Below are 21,007 nucleotides of genomic sequence, written 5' to 3'. Positions count from 1 at the left end.
GGGCACCGGCTGCGGGCCGTGGCTGAGATGCTGGGCATCGCCCAGGGGGCGGTGGCTGAGATGCTGGGCATCGCCCAGGGGAGCGGTGGCTGGGACTCCGTGCACGGCTCGGGGTGCGGTGGCTGGGACGCCGCCGCCGGCATCTGACAGGATTCCGGCATGGCCGAATATCTCGTCCTCGCTCTGGTCCTGCTCGGTGTGCTGATCGCCGGCACAGTCGGGCTGGTCGTGCCGCGCCTGCGGCGACGACCCGAGCCCCCGCTGCCGCGCACGGAGGTCGACACCAGGGCTGAGGAGGACCTCGCCGGCCCGCCGGTCGAGGCACCGGAGTCCGATCTGTCCACCGGCGTCCTGGTCGAGCCGCCACCGGTGCTCGAACCGCAGGTCGAGGTGCCCGAGCCGACCGCCGGGCGGCTGGTCCGTCTCCGCTCGCGGCTGTCCCGCTCACAGAACGTGTTCGGCAAGAGCCTGCTCGGCCTGCTCGCCCGTGACCACCTAGACGAGGACGTCTGGGAGGAGATCGAGGACAGCCTGATCACCGCCGACGTCGGCGTCGACGCCACCCGCGACATCGTCGACCGGCTTCGCGAGCGCACCCGGGTGCTCGGCACCCGCTCGGCCTCCGAGCTGCGGGCACTGCTCGCCGCCGAGCTGGTCAACGCGCTCGACCCGAGCCTGGACCGCTCGTTGCGGACCGCCCCCAAGGACGGCGTGCCGGCGGTGGTCCTCGTCGTCGGCGTCAACGGCGCCGGCAAGACCACAACCTGCGGCAAGATCGCCCGGGTGCTGGTGGCCGACGGTCGCAGCGTGCTGCTCGGCGCGGCGGACACCTTCCGGGCCGCCGCGGCCGACCAGCTGGAGACCTGGGGCTCGCGCGTCGGAGCGGAGACCGTGCGGGGGCCCGAGGCAGCCGACCCGGCCAGCGTCGCGTTCGACGCCGTCAAGCGCGGCATCGACACCGGCGTGGACACCGTGCTCATCGATACCGCCGGCCGCCTGCAGAACAAGATCGGCCTGATGGACGAGCTGGGCAAGGTCAAGCGCGTGGTGGAGAAGCAGGGCCCGATCGACGAGACACTGCTCATCCTGGACGCCACCACCGGGCAGAACGGCCTGGAGCAGGCCCGGGTCTTCACCGAGGTGGTCAACGTGACCGGCGTGGTGCTGACCAAGCTCGACGGCACCGCCAAGGGCGGCATCGTGATCGCCGTGCAACGCAAGCTCGGCATCCCCGTGAAGCTGGTCGGCCTCGGCGAAGGCAAGGACGACCTGGCCCCGTTCGACCCGGCGCAGTTCGTCGACGCGTTGCTGGGGACCGAGGCCACCGGCCGGGACGCGTAGTCTCGGGTGACCACTGACGATCGCGCGTACGCGGGCTGGCGTGACCCGGGCCATCCTTCGCAGCGCCTCGGGAGACCGTACGTGACTTCGCAGGAGATCCCGCTGCACGGCGGCAACGTGAGCACCGTTGTCCGTGTGGGTGACACGGTCCGGCGCAACGCCGGGCCGTGGACCCCGTCCGTGCACGCGCTGCTGCGCCACCTGGAGTACGTGGGGTTCACCGGAGCCCCCCGGGCCCTCGGGATGGACGAGCGCAACCGTGAGGTGCTGTCGTACCTGGAGGGGGAGTGCGGAGAATATCCGCTCGCCCCGCACTGGGTGACCGACGAGGCCCTGGTCACCGTCGCCACGATGCTGCGCATGTTCCACGACGCGCAGTACGGCTTCACTCCTCCGCAGGCGGCGGTCTGGCGCTCGTTCGGGCCCCCACCGCCGGACACCGAGGTGATCTGCCACCACGACGCCGCGCCGCACAACGTGATCTGGCGTCCGGACGGCACCCTCGGGCTGATCGACTTCGACCTCGCCTCGCCCGGAGCGCGGATCTACGACGTGGCGTACGCGGCCTGGACCTGGGTGCCGATCTTCGCGGACCGCGACTCGATCACGCTGGGCTGGAAGAACCCGGACCGCCCTCGCCGCCTCCGGCTCTTCGCCGACGCGTACGGGCTGATCCCCCGGGACCGGCACCGGCTGATCCGGACCATCCGTAAACGGATCGTGGACCACGTCGAGGGGATCCGCCGGATGGCCGCCGCCGGTGAGCCGGCGTTCGTCCGGATCGTGCACAAGGGCCACCTGCGTCGACCGATGCGCGATCTGCGACTGCTCGACTACGAGCGGCACACCCTGGAGAACGCCCTCCGCTGAGCGCAGGTCCGGCGATGCTCGGCCGGACGCGTCACGCGCACCGGTCGATGCCGTTGACCGGTCAGCCATCGACGATCGCCGTCCGGTCGATCCACAATCGTCCATGCTGACGACTGTGCGGAGTTCGTGACACGTCCGAAACAACCCGTCACGAAACGGAAACCCGCACGGGACCCAAAGTGAAACAGGCGGCCGCGAAGCTTCCGCCCAACCGGCCTACGGGCGACGCTGCCCCGGAAAGCCGCGAAGGAGGACTTCACCTTTAGGAGGCCAGCGTGCCTGAAGCACCGACGATCGACGGCGCCAATACTACGTGGCTGCTGGTTTCGACCGCGCTCGTGCTGCTCATGACCCCCGGACTGGCGCTGTTCTACGGCGGCCTCAACCGGGCCAAGGGCGTACTCAACATGATGATGATGAGCTTCTCGGCTATCGGGCTCATCTCTATTCTGTGGTGGTTCTACGGATTCAGCGTCGCCTTCGGGACCGACGTGAACGGCTTCTGGGGCGACCCGGGCGCGTACCTCGGCACCAAGACCTTCCTCGCCGAAACCGACCTGTGGGGTGCCACGGCGGAGAACCCCAGCGGCATCGGCGTCCCGCTCTACGTGTTCATGGCCTTCCAGATGGTCTTCGCGGTGATCACCGTCGCGCTGATCAGCGGTGCCATCGCCGACCGGGCCAAGTTCGCCGGCTGGCTGCTGTTCGCCTTCGGCTGGGCCACCCTGGTCTACTTCCCGGTCGCCCACTGGGTGTGGGGCGGCGGCATCATCGGCGCTGACATCCACGCGTTGGACTTCGCCGGTGGCACCGCGGTGCACATCAACGCCGGTGCGGCGGCCCTGGCCGTTGCCCTGGTGCTCGGCAAGCGGCTCGGTTGGCCGCGGGAGGGCATGAAGCCGCACAACATCCCGCTGGTCGCGCTCGGTGCGGGCCTGCTGTGGTTCGGCTGGTTCGGGTTCAACGCCGGCTCCGAGCTGACCGTCGACTCGGTCGCCGGCCTCGCCTTCATCAACACCCAGCTCGCCACGGCGGCTGCGGTGCTCGGCTGGATCGCTGTCGAGTGGATCAAGGACCGGAAGCCGACCATGGTCGGTGCCTCGTCCGGCGCCGTCGCCGGCCTGGTCGCCATCACCCCCGCCTGCGGGTTCATCGCCCCCTGGGCGGCCGTCCTGCTCGGCGTCGTCGCCGGCGCGGTGTGCGCGCTCGCCATCAGCCTCAAGTACAAGCTCGGCTACGACGACTCGCTCGACGTGGTCGGCGTGCACTTCGTCGGTGGTTGGATCGGTTCGCTCTGGCTCGGTCTCTTCGCCACCAACTCGGTCAACGCCGCGATCACCGACGTGGTGGGCGCCTCCGACGGCCTCTTCTACGGCGGCGGCGCGACCCAGCTCGGGCGGCAGGCCCTCGCCGGCCTGATCGTCACCGTCTGGTCGTTCGGCATCGCCTGGGTGCTGGCCTTCGTCATCGAGAAGACGATCGGCTTCCGGGTCAAGGGTGAGGACGAGGTCGAGGGCATCGACATCGCCGAGCACGCCGAGAGCAGCTACGACCTGTCCCCGGCCGGTGGCGGCACTGGTGGCGCATTCGCGATGGCCGGCATCGGCACCCCCGGTGGCGGCACGACGAGTGGTGCCAAGCCGGAGGCGGAGCCCGCCGAGCCGGTCAGCGAAAAGGTCGCCGGTTAACGTTCCTGGGATGGAGGGGTTGGACATGAAGCTGGTGACCGCAGTCATCAAGCCGTACCAACTGGACGCGGTGAAGGAGGCCCTGCACGCCCTCGGGGTGGCCGGGCTGACCGTCAGCGAGGTTCAGGGGTACGGACGGCAGAAGGGGCACACCGAGGTCTACCGGGGTGCCGAGTACACGGTCGAGTTCCTGCCCAAGATCCGGGTCGAGGTGCTCACCGACGAAATCGACGTCGACAAGGTGGTGGACGCCATCGTCGGAGCGGCCCGGACGGGCAAGATCGGTGACGGCAAGGTCTGGGTCACCGGTGTCGAAGAGGTCGTCCGGGTACGTACCGGCGAACGCGGCCTCGACGCACTCTGACGCGGCCACGACTGACATGACCTCGTTGATCAAGAAGAACGCGTCAGGACCCGCCGATGACGGCGACGCGAACCTCTTGATCAACGAGGTCGTCGGCGTTCCCGGGGGGATCGGGGAAGCGGCCCGGCGGGGGCGGGCCGCCGCCTACGACTCGTTCCTGCGGGGGTTGCTGCCGCCGCGGGACGGGGTGGCACTGCTGGCCGTCGGGGGCCTGGGTCGGCGGCAGTGTGCCCCGTACAGCGACCTCGACCTGGTGCTGGTGCACGCCGGGGTGCCCGGCACGGACGAGTTGGCCGCCTCGGTCTGGTACCCGATCTGGGACGCGGGCCTGCGGCTCGACCATTCCGTACGCACCGTCGCCGAGGCGCTCTCGGTGGCCCAGGACGACGTCAAGGTAGCCCTCGGGCTGCTCGACGCCCGGTTGATCGTGGGGGACCAGGCGCTGGCCGACGCGCTGATCCGCACCGCCGCCGATCACTGGCGGCGTACCGCCGTCCGGCACCTCGCCGGCCTGCGCGAGGTCACCGAGGCCCGTTGGCAGGCCCACGGTGAGCTGGCGTTCCTGCTGGAGGGCGACCTCAAGGAAGCCGCCGGCGGTCTGCGCGACGTGGGGCTGCTGCGGGCGATCTCCGCCGCCGGCATCACCGACGCGCTGCGTCCTGCCGTACGCGCCGCTCACCTGCGCCTGTTGGACACCCGCGACGCGCTGCACCAGCAGGTCGGCCGACGGGTCGACCGGCTGGTCGCCCAGGAGCGCGACGGAGTGGCCAACCTGCTCGGCCTGCGACAACTCCAGCCCGGCGCGTCCGACGCCGAGGGGCGGCCGGGAGCCGTGGTGCACGACGGTGACGCGCTGCTGCGTCGGGTCGCCGGTGACGCCCGCACTGTCAGCCACGCCCTGGACGACGCCTTCCGGGCCGCCGACCGGCTGCGCTCCGGCCGTTCCCGCGGCGGCAACGGCCGTCCGGCCCGCCGCCCGGTCGCCCGTGACGTGGTCGAACACGACGGCGAGCTGGTGCTCGCCCGCACGGCGATCGGGGCACGCCCCGACCCGAGCCTCTCGCTGCGGGTGGCCGCAGCGTCGGCCACGACCCGAATCCCCATCGCGCGCGCCACGTGCGAGTGGCTGGCGGCGTACTGTCCGCCCCTGCCGGCCCCCTGGCCGGCCGAGGCCCGGGCCGCGCTGATCACCCTGCTGGGCGCCGGTCCCGGCCTGGTGCCGGCCTGGGAGACCTGCGACCGGTACGGGCTGGTCGACGGCTGGCTGCCCGAGTGGACCCGGCTGCGCAGCCTGCCCCAGCACAACCCGGTGCACCGCTTCACCCTCGACCGGCACCTCGTGCAGACCGCGCACGAGGCCAGCCGGCACGCCCGCGAGGTGGAGCGCCCGGACCTGCTGCTCCTCGGCGCTCTCCTGCACGACATCGGCAAGGGACTCCCCGGTGACCACAGCACCGTCGGCGTGCCGGTTGCCCAGGCGGTTGCCACCAGGGTCGGTCTGCCCACCGCCGAGGTCGAGCTGATCGGCAAGCTGGTCCGGCTGCACCTGCTGCTGCCCGACGTGGCCACCCGCCGGGACCTGAGCGACCCGGTCACCATCGCCTCGGTGGCCGAGGCGGTCGGGGACACCGGCACCCTCGACGTGCTGCACGCGTTGGTCCGCGCCGACGCGGCGGCGACCGGGCCGGCGGCCTGGTCCGACTGGAAGGGCCGACTCGTCGCCGAGTTGGTCGCCCGGGTCCGCACCGCGCTGGACACCGGCGTACTCCCCGAGCCACCCGCCCCGGACCCGGAGTTGCTGGCCGGGCCCCTGCCGGTCGTCCACCTGACCGGCGACCGGGTGTCGGTCGCGGCGGCCGACCGACGGGGTCTGCTCGGCACTGTGGCCGGCTGCCTGGCCCTGCACCGGCTGGAGGTGATCTCCGCGGACGCCTCCGCCGTCGACGGCCGGGCCCTGGTCGAGTGCCGGGTGCAGCCCCGCTACGGCCTTCCGCCGGACCCGGTCCCGCTCCGCGCCGACCTGCGTCGGGCGGTCGCCGGCGACGTGTCGGTCACCCAACGGCTGCGGGGCCGTGCGCTCGCCAGCCGTGGCGGCGGCGCGGCTCCACGAGTGGTCTGGCACCGCGAGGCGGCCACTGACGCCGTACTGCTGGAACTGCGCGCGGCCGACGCCGCCGGGCTGCTCTACCGGGTCACCTGCGCTCTCGACGAGGCCGGCGCTCTGGTGCGGGCGGCCCGCATCTCCACCCTCGGCGCCGACGTGGTCGACGCCTTCTACCTGGTGGGCGGTTGGCCGGACGACGCCACCCGGGCCCGCCTGGAAGCCGCCGTCCTAGCCGCCGTCTGACCGCCCCGCCCCGCCCCGCCCTGCCCTGCCCTCCCGCCCGGCCTTTCCGCCCCGCCCCGCCCCGCACTCCCGCGTCGATCTTGCACTTTGTGTCCTCGCATACCACGCAAAAGCCGCGTAGTGACGACACAAAGTGCAAGATCGCGGAGGGCGGAGGGCGGAGGGCGGAGGGCGGAGGGCGGAGGGCGGAGGGCGGAGGGCGGAGGGCGGAGGGCGGAGGGCGGAGGGCGGAGGGCGGAGGCGGGGGTGGGGGTACGTCGGGGGGCGTAGGGGCGGTGCCGCTCGTGGACGCACGTCGAGCGGTGTCTGCGCGGGCAGAATGACGGCCATGCGGCGAGGCGGGCAGTGGCGGTGGCCGGAGGTGGCGGCGGATGCCGTGCTCGCCCTGGTGCTGCTCGGGTTCGGATTGCTCGCCACCGGCCTGGCCGGGGACAACCAGCCGGGGTCGAGGCCGGTGGACGCCGTGAGTCGGGTGCTGATCGCCGTCGCGGCGCTCGCCCTGCTCGTGCGGCGGCGTGCTCCGGTCGCCGTCCTCGCCGTGGTCACAGTGGCCACCTCGACGTACCTGCTGGTCGGCTACCCGTACGGGCCGATTCTGATCACGTTCCTGGTTGCGGTCTACACCGTGGCCGGGTGGCTGCCGGTGCGACCGGCGGCGCTCGCCACCGGCGGCGCGTTCGTTCTGTTGTTGGCGCACGTCTTCTTCGGGCGGGGGCCCGCGCCGGGTTGGACGGGAGTGCTGCCCGCGTCGGCCTGGGTGGTCGTACCGTTCGCGGTGGGGGTGGTGGTGCGGGTGAGCCGTGAGGCGACCGCGCGTACCCGTGCCGAAGAGGCCCGCAGCCGAGTTGAGCAGGCGCGACGGCAGGCCGACGAGGAGCGGCTGCGCATCGCGCAGGAGGTGCACGACGTGGTGGGGCACGGGCTGGCCGCGATCAGTATGCAGGCGGAGATCGCCCTGCACCTGCTGCCGAAGCGGCCGGAGCAGGCGGAGGTGGCCCTGACAGCGATCAGCCGGACCAGCCGCGAGGCGCTGGACGAGCTGCGGGTCACCCTGGGTGCGGTGCGGCGGGGCGCCGAGCGCGAGCCGGTACCCGGCCTGGCCCGGCTTCCAGCGCTGCGCGACCGGCTGGCCGGGGCGGGGCTCGCCGTCGAGGTACGCGTGGTCGGGGAGCCCAGGGAGGTGCCGGCCGCGGTCGACCTGGCCGCGTACCGGGTGGTGCAGGAGGCGTTGACAAACGTGCTGCGTCACGCGGGAGTGGCGAGCGCGGAGGTGACAGTGGACTACCGCGTCGACGAGGTGACCGTCGAGGTCACCGACCGGGGGGCAGGTGCCGACCGCGCCGGGACGGCTCCGGCCGACGGCGAGGGCGGCCACGGTCTGGCCGGCATGCGCGAGCGGGTCGCGGCGCTGGGCGGGCGGTTGACCACCGGGCCGCGCTCCGGGGGCGGGTTCCGGGTGTACGCCGGGCTGCCCGTGGAGCCGACCACGTGATCCGGGTGCTGATCGCCGACGACCAGGATCTGGTCCGGCTCGGGCTGCGTGCGCTGGTGGAGAGCGAGGACGACCTGGCGCTGGCCGGCGAGGCGTCCGACGGGCTGCGGGCGGTCGAGTTGGCTCGTCGGGAACGGCCGGACGTGGTGCTGATGGACATCCGGATGCCCGGCATCGATGGCATCGAGGCGACCCGCCGGATCGTCGCCGACCCCGACCTGACCAGCACGCGGGTGGTGGTGCTCACCACCTTCGAGCTGGACGAGTACGTCTTCGACGCGCTGCGGCACGGTGCGAGCGGGTTCCTCACCAAGGACACCAGACCGACTGAGCTGCTGCGCGCGATCCGGCTCGTCGCCGAGGGGGAGGCGCTGCTGTCGCCGTCGGTGACCCGTCGGGTGGTGCGGGAGTTCGCCACCCGGCCGTCCCGGGTGCTTCGTCCGCACCCGCGACTGGAGGCGCTGACCGATCGGGAGCGTCAGGTCGTCGGCCTGGTCGGTGAGGGCCTGAACAACGAGGAGATCGCCGCACGGTTGGTGGTCAGCCCGGCGACCGCGCGGACCCACGTCAGCAGGGCGATGGGCAAGCTGGGAGCCCGGGATCGGGCCCAGCTCGTCGTGTTCGCGTACCAGTCGGGGTTGGTGTCGGGGTGAGGCCCGGGCCGGGCGACAGCGGCCCTACGGCCGGGCGGTTACCCTAGCGGTGGCCGGACTCCGCAGTGCCGGCCGTGTTGTGCCCGCCGGAACACTGACAAACGGGATGTTCGCGTGTTTGACACCTTGAGTGACCGCCTGTCCGGGATCTTCACCAAGCTCCGCGGCAAGGGGCGGCTCACCGACGCCGACATCGACGCCACCGCGCGCGAGATCCGTCTCGCGCTGCTGGAGGCGGACGTCGCGCTGCCGGTGGTCAAGGGCTTCATCGCGGCCGTCAAGGAGCGGGCCCGCAGCTCCGAGGTCTCCCAGGCGCTGAACCCGGCCCAGCAGATCATCAAGATCGTCAACGAAGAGCTGATCACCGTGCTCGGCGGCGAGGGGCGGCGGCTCCAGTTCGCCAAGCAGCCGCCGACGGTGATCATGTTGGCCGGCCTCCAGGGTTCCGGTAAGACGACCCTCGCCGGCAAGCTGGCCCGCTGGCTGAAGGGCCAGGGGCATCAGCCGCTGCTCGTCGCCGCCGACCTCCAACGCCCCAACGCCGTCGGGCAGCTCCAGGTGCTCGGTGGCCGGGCCGGTGTCGAGGTGTACGCCCCGGAGCCCGGCAACGGCACCGGTGACCCGGTGCAGGTGGCCCGCGCGTCGATCGAGCACGCGAAGCGCGCCGCCCGCGACATCGTCATCGTCGACACCGCCGGCCGCCTCGGCATCGACGCCGAGATGATGCAGCAGGCCGCCGACATCCGCGACGCCGTCTCGCCGGACGAGGTCATCTTCGTCATCGACGCGATGGTCGGTCAGGACGCAGTCCGCACCGCCGAGGCGTTCCGCGACGGCGTCGGCATCACCGGTGTGGTGCTCTCCAAGCTCGACGGCGACGCCCGTGGTGGTGCCGCGCTGTCGGTCCGCGAGGTCACCGGGCAGCCGATCCTGTTCGCCTCCACCGGTGAGAAGCTGGAGGACTTCGACGTCTTCCACCCCGACCGGATGGCCAGCCGGATCCTCGGCATGGGCGACGTCCTCACTCTGATCGAGCAGGCCGAGCAGGCCTTCGACTCCGATCAGAAGGAGAAGATGACCGCCAAGCTGATGGGCGGTGAGCAGTTCACCCTTGACGACTTCCTCGACCAGCTCATCGCGGTGCGGCGGATGGGCCCGATCGCCAACGTGCTGGCAATGATGCCCGGCATGGGGCAGATGAAGGACCAGCTCGCCGATCTGGACGACAGTCACTTCGACCGGGTCACCGCGATCATCCGGTCGATGACCCCGGGCGAGCGGACCAACCCGAAGATCATCAACGGTTCCCGCCGGGCGCGCATCGCCAACGGGTCTGGCGTCACCGTGATGGACGTCAACCAGCTGCTCAACCGCTTCGCCGACGCGCAGAAGATGATGAAGCAGATGGGCGGCATGATGGGCCTGCCCGGCGGTGGCCGCCGCAAGGCGACCAAGTCGCCGAAGAACAAGCGCAAGGGCACCAAGGGTGGCGGTCGTCCGCGTACCGGCGCCGGCGCCGGTATGCCCGCCGGTTTCCCGGGCGGCATGCCGCAGCTCCCGCCGGGGATGGACCCGAACGACCTCGCTGGCGGCCAGGGCCTGCCGCCCGGCTTCAAGCTTCCGAAGATCGACTTCAACAAGCTCGGCAAGGGCGGCGACAAGGGCCCGCGCTGACGTGTGTCGGTAACGGCGCGGGACGACCTGCTCGCCCCCGACGGGGCGTGATCGGGTAGGACTGTGCGCATGGCTCTTCATGTGCGCGGCGTTCTGCTCCCCGACGACGAGGTCCGGGATCTCTGGCTGGTCGGCGACCGGGTGACCTTCACCCCCGTACCCGATGCCCAGACCGTCGTCGACGGCGGCTTCGTGTTGCCGGGGCTGGTCGACGCTCACTGCCACATCGGCATCGCCCGAGGTGGCGCCCCGATCACCTCGCTCGACCAGGCCCGCGCGTTGGCCCACGTCGACCGGGACGCCGGGGTGCTGGCGATCCGGGACGCCGGCTCGCCGTACCCGTACCCCGAACTCGACGACGAGCCGGACCTGCCGCGACTGGCCCGCGCGGGCCAGCATGTCGCCCCGCCGAAGCGCTACCTGCGCGACATCGGCGTGGAGGTCGACGCGACCGAGGTGGCCGCCACTGTTGCCGCGCAGGCACGGGCCGGCAACGGCTGGGTCAAGCTGGTCGGCGACTGGATCGACCGTGGCGTCGGTGACCTGGCGCCGGCCTGGGACGCGGACACCCTCACCGCCGCGGTGCGGGCGGCGCACGACGCCGGGGTACGCGCCGCGGTGCACACCTTCTCCGAGTCGGCAGTCGAGATCATGGTGCGGGCCGGGGTGGACTCGGTGGAGCACGGCACCGGGCTCAGCCTCGACCTGATCGACGAGATGGCCCGTCAGGGCACCGCCCTGGTGCCCACGATGATCAACATCGCCACCTTCGGGGGCATCGCCGAGCAGGCGCGAGGCAAGTTTCCCGGGTACGCCGACCACATGCTCGCGTTGCGCGACGGCTTCCCCGAGGTGGTGCGTGCCGCGTACGAGGCTGGGGTGCCGATCTACGTGGGCACCGACGCCGGTGGCGGCATCGATCACGGGCTCGCCGCCGAGGAGATGCTGCTGCTGCACGAACGGGCCGGCATGGCACCCATCGACGTCCTCGCCGCCGCCTCCTGGGGCGCCCGCGCGTGGCTCGGCTTCGCCGGCCTGGTCGAAGGCGGCCTCGCCGACCTGACCGTCTACCCCGAAGACCCCCGCAGTGACCTGCGCGTCGTCCGTGCCCCGTCGCGCACGATCCTTCGCGGCCGCGTCATCCGCTGACCCCCAGCGAGCGCCACACCGCCCGGCCCCGGGCCGAGCCGGCCGGGTCGCAGGATCGCGCTCGAACCAGGATGAAATGGCCTCCGCGTTGGAGGATGCCACTACATCCATGATCGGGCGCGATCTTGGTCGTGGTAGCGAGATCAGGCGGGCCCGAGAGGGATCCCCGCAGCATCGGGGATGTTGCTGCCTCTTGCGCACCTGAGGCCGCAACATCCGGGAAGTTGCGCGGGGCGCGGGAGTGGGGGGTCAGGAGAGTGGGCGGGCGGCGGCGCTGAAGAGGCGTACGGCGAGGTCGGCGAGGGCCGTGGCGGTCTGCTCGATCGGTTCGCGGGGGAGCACGATGTGGCTGACCACCAGGCGGACGATGCTGTCGGCGGCGAAGGTCAGCGCGGCCTGGTCCGCTCCGGGCAGGTGGTCGCCGGCCCAGTCGATCAGGGCGCCGGACGCCTCGGTGAGCACCACCTCGGCCCGAGTGGTGAGGTACGGCAGTAGTTCGTCCGAGCCGCCGCGGGCGCTGGTCAGGATCGCCTTGATCAGCGGGTTTTCCGCAGCCGTGGTGAGGGTGTTTGCGATGGCCGCGTACGCGCCGGCCCGCACGTCGGTGTCGTGGGCGAGCAGAGCGGCCCGGACGGCGCCGACGAACCGGTCCACCTCCGCGCGGGCGAGCGCCTCGGCCAGCCCTGCCTTGCTGCCGAACTCGTTGTAGACGGTCTGTCGGCTCACCCCTGCGGTGTTCGCGACGGCACCCATCCGGACGCCGTCCCATCCGGTCGCGACGGTCAGCGCGCGGGCGGCGTCGACGATGCCGGTCCGTACCGGGGTGGGGTTCCTCTGCTCAATCATGGTGGTCGAAGTGTAGGCCGGCGCGCCGGCCGGACCGGTCGACGATCGGGCCGGCTCAGCTGCCGGTGTCGGGCCGCCCGGCGCACCCGGTTCGCGGCCCGGTGAGCCGGATCGGGGGCCTCGGACCCGGGGGTGGGAGCCGCTCCCCGGGCGTGCGGATGGAGGAAGGATTCGGCGGCGGGGGCCGACGATGCCGCGCCCGAGCGCACCGCCCTGACGAGCGGCGCATAGGATGTGCGGTCATGGCACGCGTGCTCACTCCCCGTGCGGAGGATTTTCCCCGCTGGTACCAGGACCTGATCGCCAAGGCGAAGCTGGCCGACAACGGCCCGGTTCGCGGCACCATGGTCATCCGACCGGCCGGCTACGCCATCTGGGAGCGTATGCAGGCCGAGATGGACGCTCGGATCAAGGCGGCGGGTGCGGAGAACGCGTACTTCCCGTTGTTCATCCCCGAGAGCTACCTCAAGCGTGAGGCGGAGCACGTCGAGGGCTTCTCGCCGGAGCTGGCGGTCGTCACCCACGGTGGTGGCAAGCCGCTGGCCGAGCCGGTGGTGGTGCGTCCGACCAGCGAGACGGTCATCGGCGAGTTCATGGCCAAGTGGATCGACTCGTACCGGGACCTGCCGCTGCTGCTCAACCAGTGGGCGAACGTGGTCCGGTGGGAGCTTCGTCCGCGGATCTTCCTGCGTACCAGCGAGTTCCTCTGGCAGGAGGGGCACACCGCGCACGCCACCCGTGAGGACGCCCGGGCGTACGCGCGGCGGATCCTGCACGAGGCGTACGAGGACCTGATGGTCAACGTGATCGGCATTCCGGTGGTGGTCGGTCTGAAGACGAAGCGTGAGCGCTTCGCCGGGGCGACGGCCACGTACACCTGCGAAGGCATGATGGGCGACGGCAAGGCGTTGCAGCTGGGCACCAGCCACGAGCTGGGCCAGAACTTCGCCAAGGCGTTCGACATCAGCTACTCCTCCAAGGAGGGCGGCCGGGAGCACGCCTGGACCACCTCCTGGGGCACGTCCACCCGGATGCTCGGCGGCCTGATCATGGCGCACGGCGACGACAACGGCCTGCGCGTGCCGCCGAGGCTCGCGCCGATCCAGGCGTACGTCATGATCGTCAAGGACGGCGACGGCGTCGGCGAGGCGGCGGCCAAGCTGCGCGACGCCCTGCGCGACGCCGGTGTCCGGGTCGCGCTCGACGACCGGACCGACACCCCGTTCGGCCGCCGGGCCGTCGACGCCGAGCTGCGTGGCTATCCGGTACGCGTCGAAGTGGGCCCCCGTGACCTGGCCGTGGGCAACGCGACGGTGGTGCGTCGGACCGACGGTTCGAAGACGCCGACGCCGGTGGCGGACGTGGTCACCGCGGTGCTGGCCGCCCTGGAGACCGACCAGCAGGTGCTGCACGACCAGGCGCTGGCCAACCGCGAGTCGCGCACCGTCGAGGTGGCCACCCTGGCCGAGGCGATCGAGGCCGCGGCGACCGGCTGGGCGCGGGTGCCGTGGTCGGCGGTCGGCGTGGCCGGTGAGGCGGAGGCGAACGGTCAGGGCGTCACTGTGCGCTGCCTGCTGCGCGCCGACGGTTCGGTACCGGACTCGGAGGACGAGCCGGATCTGGTCGCCATCCTCGCCCGCGCCTACTGAGGTGCGGCCGGGCAACCCCGTCGACCGGTTCGCGCCGGGCCGGCTGATCGTGCACCGCAACGTGCGGCGGGGGCGGATCGGGTGGGCCCGGCCGGCGCGGGTGGTCCTCGACGACGAGCGGGGTCTGCTGCTCTGGATCGCCAGGGACTCGCCGGTGGCGCACGAGGTGAACGCGGCGGGCCTGACCATGCGGTCGCTGCCGTTCGCCGACTGGATCACCCCGACGTACCGGTTGGCGGAGGGGCGCTGGAACGGCCCGCCGCTGCTGAAGTTCCTGCCCACCGGGGTGGCGCACTCCGTCTGGTGGTTCTCCGACGAGCGGGGTCGCTTCGCCAACTGGTACGTCAACCTGGAGGAGCCGGCCGTCCGCTGGGACGACGGCCCGGTCGCCGGTGTCGACATGGTCGACCAGGACTTGGACGTCGTGGTGCGACCGGACCTCAGCTGGGAGTGGAAGGACGAGGACGAGTTCGCCGAGCGGCTCGCCTTCGCCGACGACTACTGGGTGACCGACGAGAAGGCGGTCCGCGCCGAGGGGGAGCGGGTGATCGCGCTCGCCAAGGCCGGTGCGTTCCCGTTCGACGGCACCTGGTGCGACTTCACGCCTCCGTCGGATTGGGGCGTACCGGACAAACTTCCGCCCGGATGGGACCGTCCGCCGGTTCGCTGACGAGTGTTCCGGGTCACCGGTGACGCGGTGTCCGGGTCCGATGCGTGCGATCGACAGCGGATCTGGCAGAATGGGTCGCTGGTATCCGGCGCGCGTCCGGCGCCCTCTAACCCGGGCGCGTCGCCAGTCCACCGAGTAGTCTCCGGCCCAACCCCACGGGTCCGGTCGGCGCTCACCCATGCACACCGCCCGCCTGGGCCGGTGAGATCGCAACAGGAGCGAAACAACTGTGGCCGTAAAGATCCGGCTCCTGCGGATGGGCAAGATCCGCAACCCGCAGTACCGCATCGTCATCGCCGATTCGCGCACCAAGCGTGACGGTCGGGCGATCGAGTTCGTCGGGGTTTACCAGCCCAAGGAAGACCCCTCGATCATCGAGGTCAAGTCGGAGCGGGTCCAGTACTGGCTGTCCGTCGGCGCTCAGCCGAGCGAGGCGGTGCAGCGTCTGCTGGAGCTGACCGGTGACTGGCAGAAGTACAAGGGCCTGCCGGCCCCGCCGCCGCTCCTGGTCGCCCCCGAGCGGGCCGACCGCAAGGCGGCGTACGAGGCTGAGGCGAAGGCCGCCGCCGGGCTCGCCCCGGAGACCCCGGCCAAGCCGGCCAAGAAGGCCGCCAAGGCTGCCGAGGCTCCGAAGACCGAGGCTCCGGCTGAGGCTCCGGCCGCCGAGGCTCCGAAGACCGAGGCTCCGGCCGAGGCTCCGGCCGCTGCCGACGCCGGTGAGCAGGCCTGACATGCCACTGCGTCCGGCGTTGGAGCACCTGGTCAAGGGCATCGTCGACCACCCGGACGACGTCCGGGTGCGGCTTGTCGATTCCCGTCGGGGCAAGCGGCTCGAAGTCCGCGTGCACCCCGAGGACCTCGGCACTGTGATCGGGCGGTCCGGCCGGACCGCCAAGGCGCTGCGCCAGGTGATCGGCTCCATCGGCGGGCGCGGGGTTCGCGTCGACATCGTCGACTCGTACTGATGCAGCTCGTCGTCGGCAGGATCGGCAAGCCGCACGGTGTCCGCGGTGAGGTCACCGTGGAAGTGCGGACCGACGAGCCCGAGGCACGGTTCGCCCCCGGCACAGTGCTGCGCACTGAGCCGGGGGCGACGCCCCCGACTGCGTCCCCGCGCAGCAGCGGCGTGCTGCGCACTGAGCCGGGGGCGACACCCCCGCCGGCCAGCGATGAGCCCGGGGTGCCGTTCCGGGTTCCCGCGGAGCTGACCATCGAGGAAGCCCGCTTCCACCAGGGCCGGGTGCTGATCGCGTTCGAGGGCATCCCGGACCGCAACACCGCCGAGGCGCTGCGGGGGACGCTGCTCGTGGTGGACAGCGCCGACGTGACCCCACCGGACGACCCGGAGGAGTTCCACGACCACCAGTTGGTCGGTTTGGCCGTGGTGACCCCGGCCGGCGAACGCCTGGGCGAGGTCGCCCGCATCGACCACGCGCCCTCGTCCGACCTGCTGGTGCTGCGGCGCCCCGAGGGGCGTACCGCGTTGATCCCGTTCGTCCGGGCGATCGTTCCGGAGGTCGACCTGGCCGGCGGACGTGTGATCGTCGACCCGCCAGCCGGACTGCTCGACCTTTAGGACCAGCCCGCATGCGCGTCGACGTCGTGTCGATCTTTCCGGAGTACTTCGCCCCGCTGGACCTGTCGCTGATCGGACGGGCGCGGGCCAACGACGTACTCCAACTCGCCGTGCACGACCTGCGGACCTGGACCCATGACGTGCACCGCACCGTCGACGACACCCCCTACGGTGGCGGGCCGGGAATGGTGATGCGCCCCGAGCCGTGGGGTGAGGCACTGGACGCCCTCGCGCCGCTCGACGCCCCGCCGCCACGGCTGCTGGTGCCGTCGCCGGCCGGTGCCCCCTTCACTCAGGCCATGGCGTACGAGTTGGCGGCCGAGTCGCATCTGCTCTTCGCCTGCGGCCGCTACGAGGGGATCGACCAGCGGGTCCTGGCGCACGCCGCCACCCGGATGCCGGTCACCGAGGTGTCGCTCGGTGACTACGTGCTCTTCGGCGGCGAGGTCGCGGTCCTGGTGATGCTGGAAGCGGTCACCCGGCTGCTGCCCGGGGTGCTGGGCAACGCGGGCTCGTTGGACGAGGAGTCGCACGCGCACGGGCTGCTGGAGGCGCCGATCTACACCAAGCCGCCGAGTTGGCGTGGGCACGACGTGCCGGACGTGCTCCGCTCCGGTGACCACGGCAGGATCGCCCGCTGGCGGCGCGAGGAGGGTCTGCTGCGCACGGCCGCCCGCCGGCCGGATCTGCTGGCCGCGCTGCCGGCCGATCGGCTCGACAAACGGGACATCGCGGCCCTGGACCAGGCCGGATTTCAACCTCCACCGGGGGATGTGGCAAAGTAGGGGGGTTGCCGCATCCGTCCGCGCCCGCGGTCGGCTGCGAGGATCCCCGACCGGGGTCGGTTCGCCGATCACCACCCGGGAATCAGAATCACCCACCCGCGCACCGAGTGACGGTGCGCCGTGAGCCTTACGAGGACGCAGCGATGAACATCCTGGACGCCCTTGACGCCCAGTCGAAGCGGACCGACCTTCCCGACTTCCGGGCCGGTGACACCGTCAAGGTGCACGCCCGCGTCGTCGAGGGCAACCGGTCCCGTGTCCAGATCTTCCAGGGCGTCGTGATCCGCCGCCAGGGTGACGGTCTGCGCGAGACCTTCTCGGTCCGCAAGGTCAGCTTCGGTGTCGGCGTCGAGCGGACCTACCCGCTCAACGGGCCGGGCATCGACCGGATCGAGGTCGTGACCCGCGGTGCCGTGCGTCGCGCCAAGCTCTACTACCTGCGCGAGCTGCGCGGCAAGAAGGCCAAGATCAAGGAGAAGCGGGAGAAGCAGCCCAGCTGACTTCCCGCTCGCCACGCCGCCCGAGCTGCGCGTATGCCGTACCGACCAGAGCGCACTACCCTGGTCGGTACGGGCGCAGCGAGGCGGCGATCCCGCCCAGGTGGCGGGTAGTTGTCCACTACCGCCCGTGGAGCCTCGACGAGGCTCCCGGGCGGTGGTGTTTTCTGCGGACCGGGGAGTGGCGTGGTGCAGACGCTTGACGAGGACGGCACCGTCGATCCGTGGCGCCGACGGGCTCGCCGCACCCGCCGGCAGATGCCGCTCTGGCAGGAGTTGCCGCTGCTGCTGGTGGTCGCGTTCTGCCTCGCGGTGCTGATTCGCACCTTCCTGCTCCAGGCGTTCTTCATTCCGTCCGGTTCGATGGAGGACACCCTCCTCGTCGGTGACCGGGTGCTGGTCAACAAGGTCGTCTATGACGTTCGTGACCCGCTGCGCGGCGAGGTGGTGGTCTTCCGGGGCACCGACCGCTGGGCGCCGCAGGTCGACGAGCAGCCGAAGCCCGGCGTCGGCGGCCGGCTCGCCCGCACCGTCGGCGATCTGGTCGGGGTGAGTCGCCCCGGTGAGAAGGACTTCATCAAGCGGGTGATCGGTCTCCCCGGTGACCGGGTCAAGTGCTGCGACAGTCAGGGCCGGGTGACCGTCAACGGCGTCCCGCTCAACGAGTCGTACGTCCTGCGGGACTCACCCCTGGACCTGCCACCCAACCCGGCGGAGTGTCGCTCCCGGCGCTTCGACGAGATCGTCGTGCCACCCGGTCAGATCTTCGTGATGGGTGACCACCGTGAGGTCTCCCAGGACGCGCGTTGCCAGGGGCCGGTGCCGATCGACAACGTGGTCGGCCGAGCCTTCATGGTGGTCTGGCCGTCGTCGCGGTGGAGCGCGCTGTCGGTGCCGTCCACGTTCGAGGACGTCTCCGGGCCGGCCACGGCGTCCCCCGGTGCGACTCCGGCGCGACCGACTCCGCAGGGCGGTGTGCTGCTGATGCTTCCGTTGGCAGCCGCTCTACGTGGTTCCCGCGCGTTCCGGACGGTGCCGTCCAGCCGGGCAACGTAGGCTCCTTGGCGTGATTGACGAGCAGACCGACAAGCCGCGCAGCTCCTTCTGGAAGGAGCTGCCGATCCTGCTGGGTGTGGCGATCCTGGTCGCGGTGCTGGTCCGCGCCTTCGTGCTGCAGACCTTCTTCATCCCCTCCCCGTCCATGGAAAACACTCTCAAGATCGATGACCGGGTGCTGGTCAACAAGCTGGTCTACGACTTCCGGTCACCGCACCGCGGCGAGGTGATCGTGTTCAAGGCACCGACCGCCTGGAGCGGTAACCCCGACGGTGAGGACTTCATCAAGCGGGTGATCGGCATCCCCGGCGACCACGTGGTCTGCTGCGACCCCGAGGAACGGCTGATGATCAACGGCAAGTCGTTGGACGAGCCGTACATCTTCTCCATGGACGGGATTCGCGACAAGGCCGCCGACCAGGAGTTCGACATCACCGTGCCGAAGGGTCGGCTGTGGGTGATGGGCGACCACCGCTCCGCCTCCGGCGACTCACTGGAGCACTGGCAGCAGTCCCAGCAGGACATCACCGAGGCCACCATCCCCGAGAAAGATGTGGTCGGGCGAGCGTTCACCGTCTTCTGGCCGGTCAACCGGGCCACCTGGCTGACGGTGCCCGACGGGTTCGACGGCATTCCCAAGCCGTAGGCCGATGGGGCGTGGGCGATCCGCCGCCGGTCTGGCAGGCTGGTGCGGTGACCGTCTACACCCCTCGACGCGCGGCTCGCGTGCTGCTCGTCGACGCGGCCGGCAGGGTCCTGCTGTTCGAGGGCTTCGACCCGGCCCGACCCGGGCACCGATACTGGTTCACTCCCGGCGGCGGGCTCGATCCGTTGGAGTCGCCGGCGGCGGGCGCGGCCCGGGAGCTGGCCGAGGAGACCGGCCTGCGGCTCGACCCGGCCCAGTTGGGCGAGCCGGTCTGGGCCGATGCGACCGAGTTCTCCTTCGACGGCACCTGGTACCGCCAGGAGCAGGATTTCTTCCTCTTCCGGGTGGACTCCTGGCAGGTGGACACCACCGGCTTCAACGACATCGAGCGCCGCAGCATCGCTGACCACCGCTGGTGGGTTCCGGCCGAGCTGGTGGCCAGCGGTGACCGGTTCTACCCGCCCGAACTGCCCGCCCTGCTGACCCGGCTGGGGCAGTCGACCGCGGCCGGCCAGGGCGGAGCGTCGTGCTGACCCCGCCGCGCACCGTGGTGCGCCGCGAGGCCGGCCTGTACGCCCTGGAGCGGGCGTTGCAGCGGCGTGGTTTCCGGCACGTCGCCGGCGCCGACGAGGCGGGCCGGGGGGCGTGTGCCGGTCCGCTGGTCGCCGCCGCGGCGGTGCTGCCCGAGGGGCGGCGCGGCGAGATCGAGGGGCTGGCCGACTCGAAGCTGCTCACCCCGGCCAGCCGGGAACGGGTGTACGCGGAGGTGGTGGACCGCGCGCTCGCGTACGCCGTGGTGGTCATTCCGGCCGAGGAGGTCGACGCCCGGGGTCTGCACGTGTGCAACCTGGCCGCGATGCGCCGGGCGCTCGCCTCGCTCACCACCCGCCCGGAGTACGTGCTGACCGACGGGTTCGGCGTGGACGGCCTGGGCGTGCCCGGGTTGGCGGTGTGGAAGGGCGACCGGGTGGCCGCGTGTGTGGCGGCGGCCAGTGTGCTGGCCAAGGTTACCCGGGACCGGCTCATGGTGGAGTTGGACGGGGTGTTCCCGGCGTACGGCTTCGCCGAGCACAAGGGCTACATCACCCCGGAACACTCGGCGGCGCTGCGGGAGCACGGGCCGTGCCGGGAGCACCGGTTCTCGTACGTCAATGTCGCCGCGGTCTCCGGCCGCGACGGCCGGCCGCCGCGCGCCCGACGGCCCGGCGGCCACGGCCCGGACGAGCCGATGGAGCGCTCGTGGGCGTCAGGGGGTACCGTCGGCGTGGCGTTGGGCGAGCAGCCTCGGCCTCAGACGCCGGTGGGGGAAGATGTGGCCATGGAAGGCGGAGTGCGATGAGCGCGGAAGATCTCGAGAAGTACGAGACCGAGATGGAGCTGCAGCTCTACCGGGAGTACCGCGACATTGTCCGCCAATTCTCCTACGTGGTGGAGACGGAGCGCCGGTTCTACCTGGCCAACCAGGTCGACCTGCACGTGCGTAACTCCGACGGCGAGGTCTACTTCGAGGTCGAGATGCACGACGCCTGGGTATGGGACATGTACCGTCCTGCCCGCTTCGTGAAGAACGTCCGAGTGATGACCTTCAAGGACGTCAACGTCGAGGAGCTGGAGAAGCCCGACATCTCACTGCCCGCCGACTCTGGCTTCGGCGGCTGAACGCACCCGAACCGCCGGGCCGTGCCACGGGCCCCCACCCGTGAC

The 21,007-nt window shown here is 71.6% G+C and carries 23 protein-coding genes; 22 read left to right on the top strand and 1 reads right to left on the bottom strand.

Translation table 11 applies throughout. The features are described 5' to 3' along the window. Nucleotides 1–18: 18 nt before the first annotated feature. The 10 genes from ACGF3C_RS17325 to ACGF3C_RS17280 all read left to right on the top strand — a co-directional run bounded on the left by ACGF3C_RS17325 (nucleotide 19) and on the right by ACGF3C_RS17280 (nucleotide 11,578). A complete protein-coding gene (locus ACGF3C_RS17325) occupies nucleotides 19–147 on the top strand; it encodes a hypothetical protein (protein ID WP_393222976.1) in 129 nt (42 codons plus the stop codon). Between the two features lie 12 nt (nucleotides 148–159). Then, nucleotides 160–1,341, top strand: coding sequence for a signal recognition particle-docking protein FtsY (gene ftsY / locus ACGF3C_RS17320; RefSeq protein ID WP_355005254.1), 1,182 nt, complete (start codon nucleotides 160–162; stop codon nucleotides 1,339–1,341). A 6-nt stretch (nucleotides 1,342–1,347) separates the two neighbouring features. Continuing rightward, nucleotides 1,348–2,211, top strand: coding sequence for an aminoglycoside phosphotransferase family protein (locus tag ACGF3C_RS17315; RefSeq protein ID WP_355005253.1), 864 nt, complete (start codon nucleotides 1,348–1,350; stop codon nucleotides 2,209–2,211). Between the two features lie 275 nt (nucleotides 2,212–2,486). Further along, nucleotides 2,487–3,899 carry an ammonium transporter gene (locus ACGF3C_RS17310; RefSeq protein WP_357230654.1) on the top strand — a complete coding sequence of 471 codons (1,413 nt, stop codon included), beginning with the start codon at nucleotides 2,487–2,489 and terminating at the stop codon, nucleotides 3,897–3,899. 25 nt (nucleotides 3,900–3,924) lie between these two features. After that, complete coding sequence (locus tag ACGF3C_RS17305; RefSeq protein ID WP_172862163.1) at nucleotides 3,925–4,263, top strand: P-II family nitrogen regulator; 339 nt, start codon at nucleotides 3,925–3,927, stop codon at nucleotides 4,261–4,263. Between the two features lie 16 nt (nucleotides 4,264–4,279). Continuing rightward, entirely contained in the window at nucleotides 4,280–6,610 is a 2,331-nt protein-coding gene (locus ACGF3C_RS17300; protein ID WP_357234753.1) for a [protein-PII] uridylyltransferase, read from the top strand. 328 nt (nucleotides 6,611–6,938) lie between these two features. Next, nucleotides 6,939–8,102 (top strand): sensor histidine kinase, encoded by a 1,164-nt coding sequence (locus ACGF3C_RS17295; RefSeq protein WP_393222971.1) that lies wholly within the window; start codon nucleotides 6,939–6,941, stop codon nucleotides 8,100–8,102. After that, entirely contained in the window at nucleotides 8,099–8,755 is a 657-nt protein-coding gene (locus tag ACGF3C_RS17290) for a response regulator transcription factor (RefSeq protein WP_357229994.1), read from the top strand. Before ACGF3C_RS17295 ends, ACGF3C_RS17290 begins: the two co-directional genes overlap by 4 nt. Before the next feature lie 114 nt (nucleotides 8,756–8,869). Then, nucleotides 8,870–10,429 carry a signal recognition particle protein gene (gene ffh, locus ACGF3C_RS17285; RefSeq protein ID WP_112581984.1) on the top strand — a complete coding sequence of 520 codons (1,560 nt, stop codon included), beginning with the start codon at nucleotides 8,870–8,872 and terminating at the stop codon, nucleotides 10,427–10,429. A gap of 69 nt (nucleotides 10,430–10,498) precedes the next feature. Further along, complete coding sequence (locus ACGF3C_RS17280; protein WP_393222966.1) at nucleotides 10,499–11,578, top strand: amidohydrolase family protein; 1,080 nt, start codon at nucleotides 10,499–10,501, stop codon at nucleotides 11,576–11,578. Nucleotides 11,579–11,827: 249 nt separating this feature from the next. On the opposite strand, the gene ACGF3C_RS17275 is transcribed toward ACGF3C_RS17280, so the two are convergent. Next, nucleotides 11,828–12,424 carry a TetR family transcriptional regulator gene (locus tag ACGF3C_RS17275; RefSeq protein ID WP_393222963.1) on the bottom strand — a complete coding sequence of 199 codons (597 nt, stop codon included), beginning with the start codon at nucleotides 12,422–12,424 and terminating at the stop codon, nucleotides 11,828–11,830. A 242-nt stretch (nucleotides 12,425–12,666) separates the two neighbouring features. On the opposite strand from ACGF3C_RS17275, the gene proS reads away from it, so the two are divergent. The 12 genes from proS (at nucleotide 12,667) to ACGF3C_RS17215 (ending at nucleotide 20,962) form a co-directional block, all read left to right on the top strand. After that, nucleotides 12,667–14,073, top strand: a complete 1,407-nt coding sequence (gene proS, locus ACGF3C_RS17270; RefSeq protein ID WP_393222960.1) for a proline--tRNA ligase — start codon at nucleotides 12,667–12,669, stop codon at nucleotides 14,071–14,073. 1 nt (nucleotide 14,074) lies between these two features. Next, nucleotides 14,075–14,743 carry a DUF402 domain-containing protein gene (locus ACGF3C_RS17265; RefSeq protein WP_393222958.1) on the top strand — a complete coding sequence of 223 codons (669 nt, stop codon included), beginning with the start codon at nucleotides 14,075–14,077 and terminating at the stop codon, nucleotides 14,741–14,743. 229 nt (nucleotides 14,744–14,972) lie between these two features. Beyond that, on the top strand, nucleotides 14,973–15,473 hold the full coding sequence (gene rpsP / locus ACGF3C_RS17260) for a 30S ribosomal protein S16 (protein ID WP_112736214.1): 501 nt from the start codon (nucleotides 14,973–14,975) through the stop codon (nucleotides 15,471–15,473). Next, entirely contained in the window at nucleotides 15,448–15,708 is a 261-nt protein-coding gene (locus ACGF3C_RS17255; protein WP_186718042.1) for an RNA-binding protein, read from the top strand. The genes rpsP and ACGF3C_RS17255 overlap by 26 nt, the downstream gene beginning before the upstream one ends. Further along, nucleotides 15,708–16,319 (top strand): ribosome maturation factor RimM, encoded by a 612-nt coding sequence (gene rimM / locus ACGF3C_RS17250; RefSeq protein WP_357226419.1) that lies wholly within the window; start codon nucleotides 15,708–15,710, stop codon nucleotides 16,317–16,319. Before ACGF3C_RS17255 ends, rimM begins: the two co-directional genes overlap by 1 nt. 11 nt (nucleotides 16,320–16,330) lie before the next feature. Further along, nucleotides 16,331–17,104 (top strand): tRNA (guanosine(37)-N1)-methyltransferase TrmD, encoded by a 774-nt coding sequence (gene trmD / locus ACGF3C_RS17245; protein ID WP_355005242.1) that lies wholly within the window; start codon nucleotides 16,331–16,333, stop codon nucleotides 17,102–17,104. Between the two features lie 143 nt (nucleotides 17,105–17,247). Further along, nucleotides 17,248–17,604 (top strand): 50S ribosomal protein L19, encoded by a 357-nt coding sequence (gene rplS / locus ACGF3C_RS17240; RefSeq protein WP_088991045.1) that lies wholly within the window; start codon nucleotides 17,248–17,250, stop codon nucleotides 17,602–17,604. A gap of 183 nt (nucleotides 17,605–17,787) precedes the next feature. Then, nucleotides 17,788–18,657: a signal peptidase I gene (gene lepB / locus ACGF3C_RS17235; RefSeq protein ID WP_355005241.1), complete on the top strand. Its 870-nt coding sequence runs from the start codon at nucleotides 17,788–17,790 to the stop codon at nucleotides 18,655–18,657. A 10-nt stretch (nucleotides 18,658–18,667) separates the two neighbouring features. Continuing rightward, entirely contained in the window at nucleotides 18,668–19,303 is a 636-nt protein-coding gene (lepB, locus tag ACGF3C_RS17230; RefSeq protein WP_357226426.1) for a signal peptidase I, read from the top strand. Between the two features lie 47 nt (nucleotides 19,304–19,350). Then, on the top strand, nucleotides 19,351–19,836 hold the full coding sequence (locus ACGF3C_RS17225) for an NUDIX domain-containing protein (RefSeq protein ID WP_357226454.1): 486 nt from the start codon (nucleotides 19,351–19,353) through the stop codon (nucleotides 19,834–19,836). Continuing rightward, nucleotides 19,830–20,642 carry a ribonuclease HII gene (locus ACGF3C_RS17220; protein ID WP_357205579.1) on the top strand — a complete coding sequence of 271 codons (813 nt, stop codon included), beginning with the start codon at nucleotides 19,830–19,832 and terminating at the stop codon, nucleotides 20,640–20,642. Before ACGF3C_RS17225 ends, ACGF3C_RS17220 begins: the two co-directional genes overlap by 7 nt. Then, complete coding sequence (locus ACGF3C_RS17215; RefSeq protein WP_007075222.1) at nucleotides 20,639–20,962, top strand: DUF2469 domain-containing protein; 324 nt, start codon at nucleotides 20,639–20,641, stop codon at nucleotides 20,960–20,962. The genes ACGF3C_RS17220 and ACGF3C_RS17215 overlap by 4 nt, the downstream gene beginning before the upstream one ends. Nucleotides 20,963–21,007: the final 45 nt, after the last annotated feature.

Origin of the sequence: Micromonospora sp. NPDC047762 (genome assembly GCF_043204655.1) — a bacterium.
Taxonomy (GTDB): Bacteria; Actinomycetota; Actinomycetes; order Mycobacteriales; family Micromonosporaceae; genus Micromonospora.
Note: the sequence above shows the minus strand (reverse complement) of the source record. Positions and strands in the feature narration are given on the sequence as shown.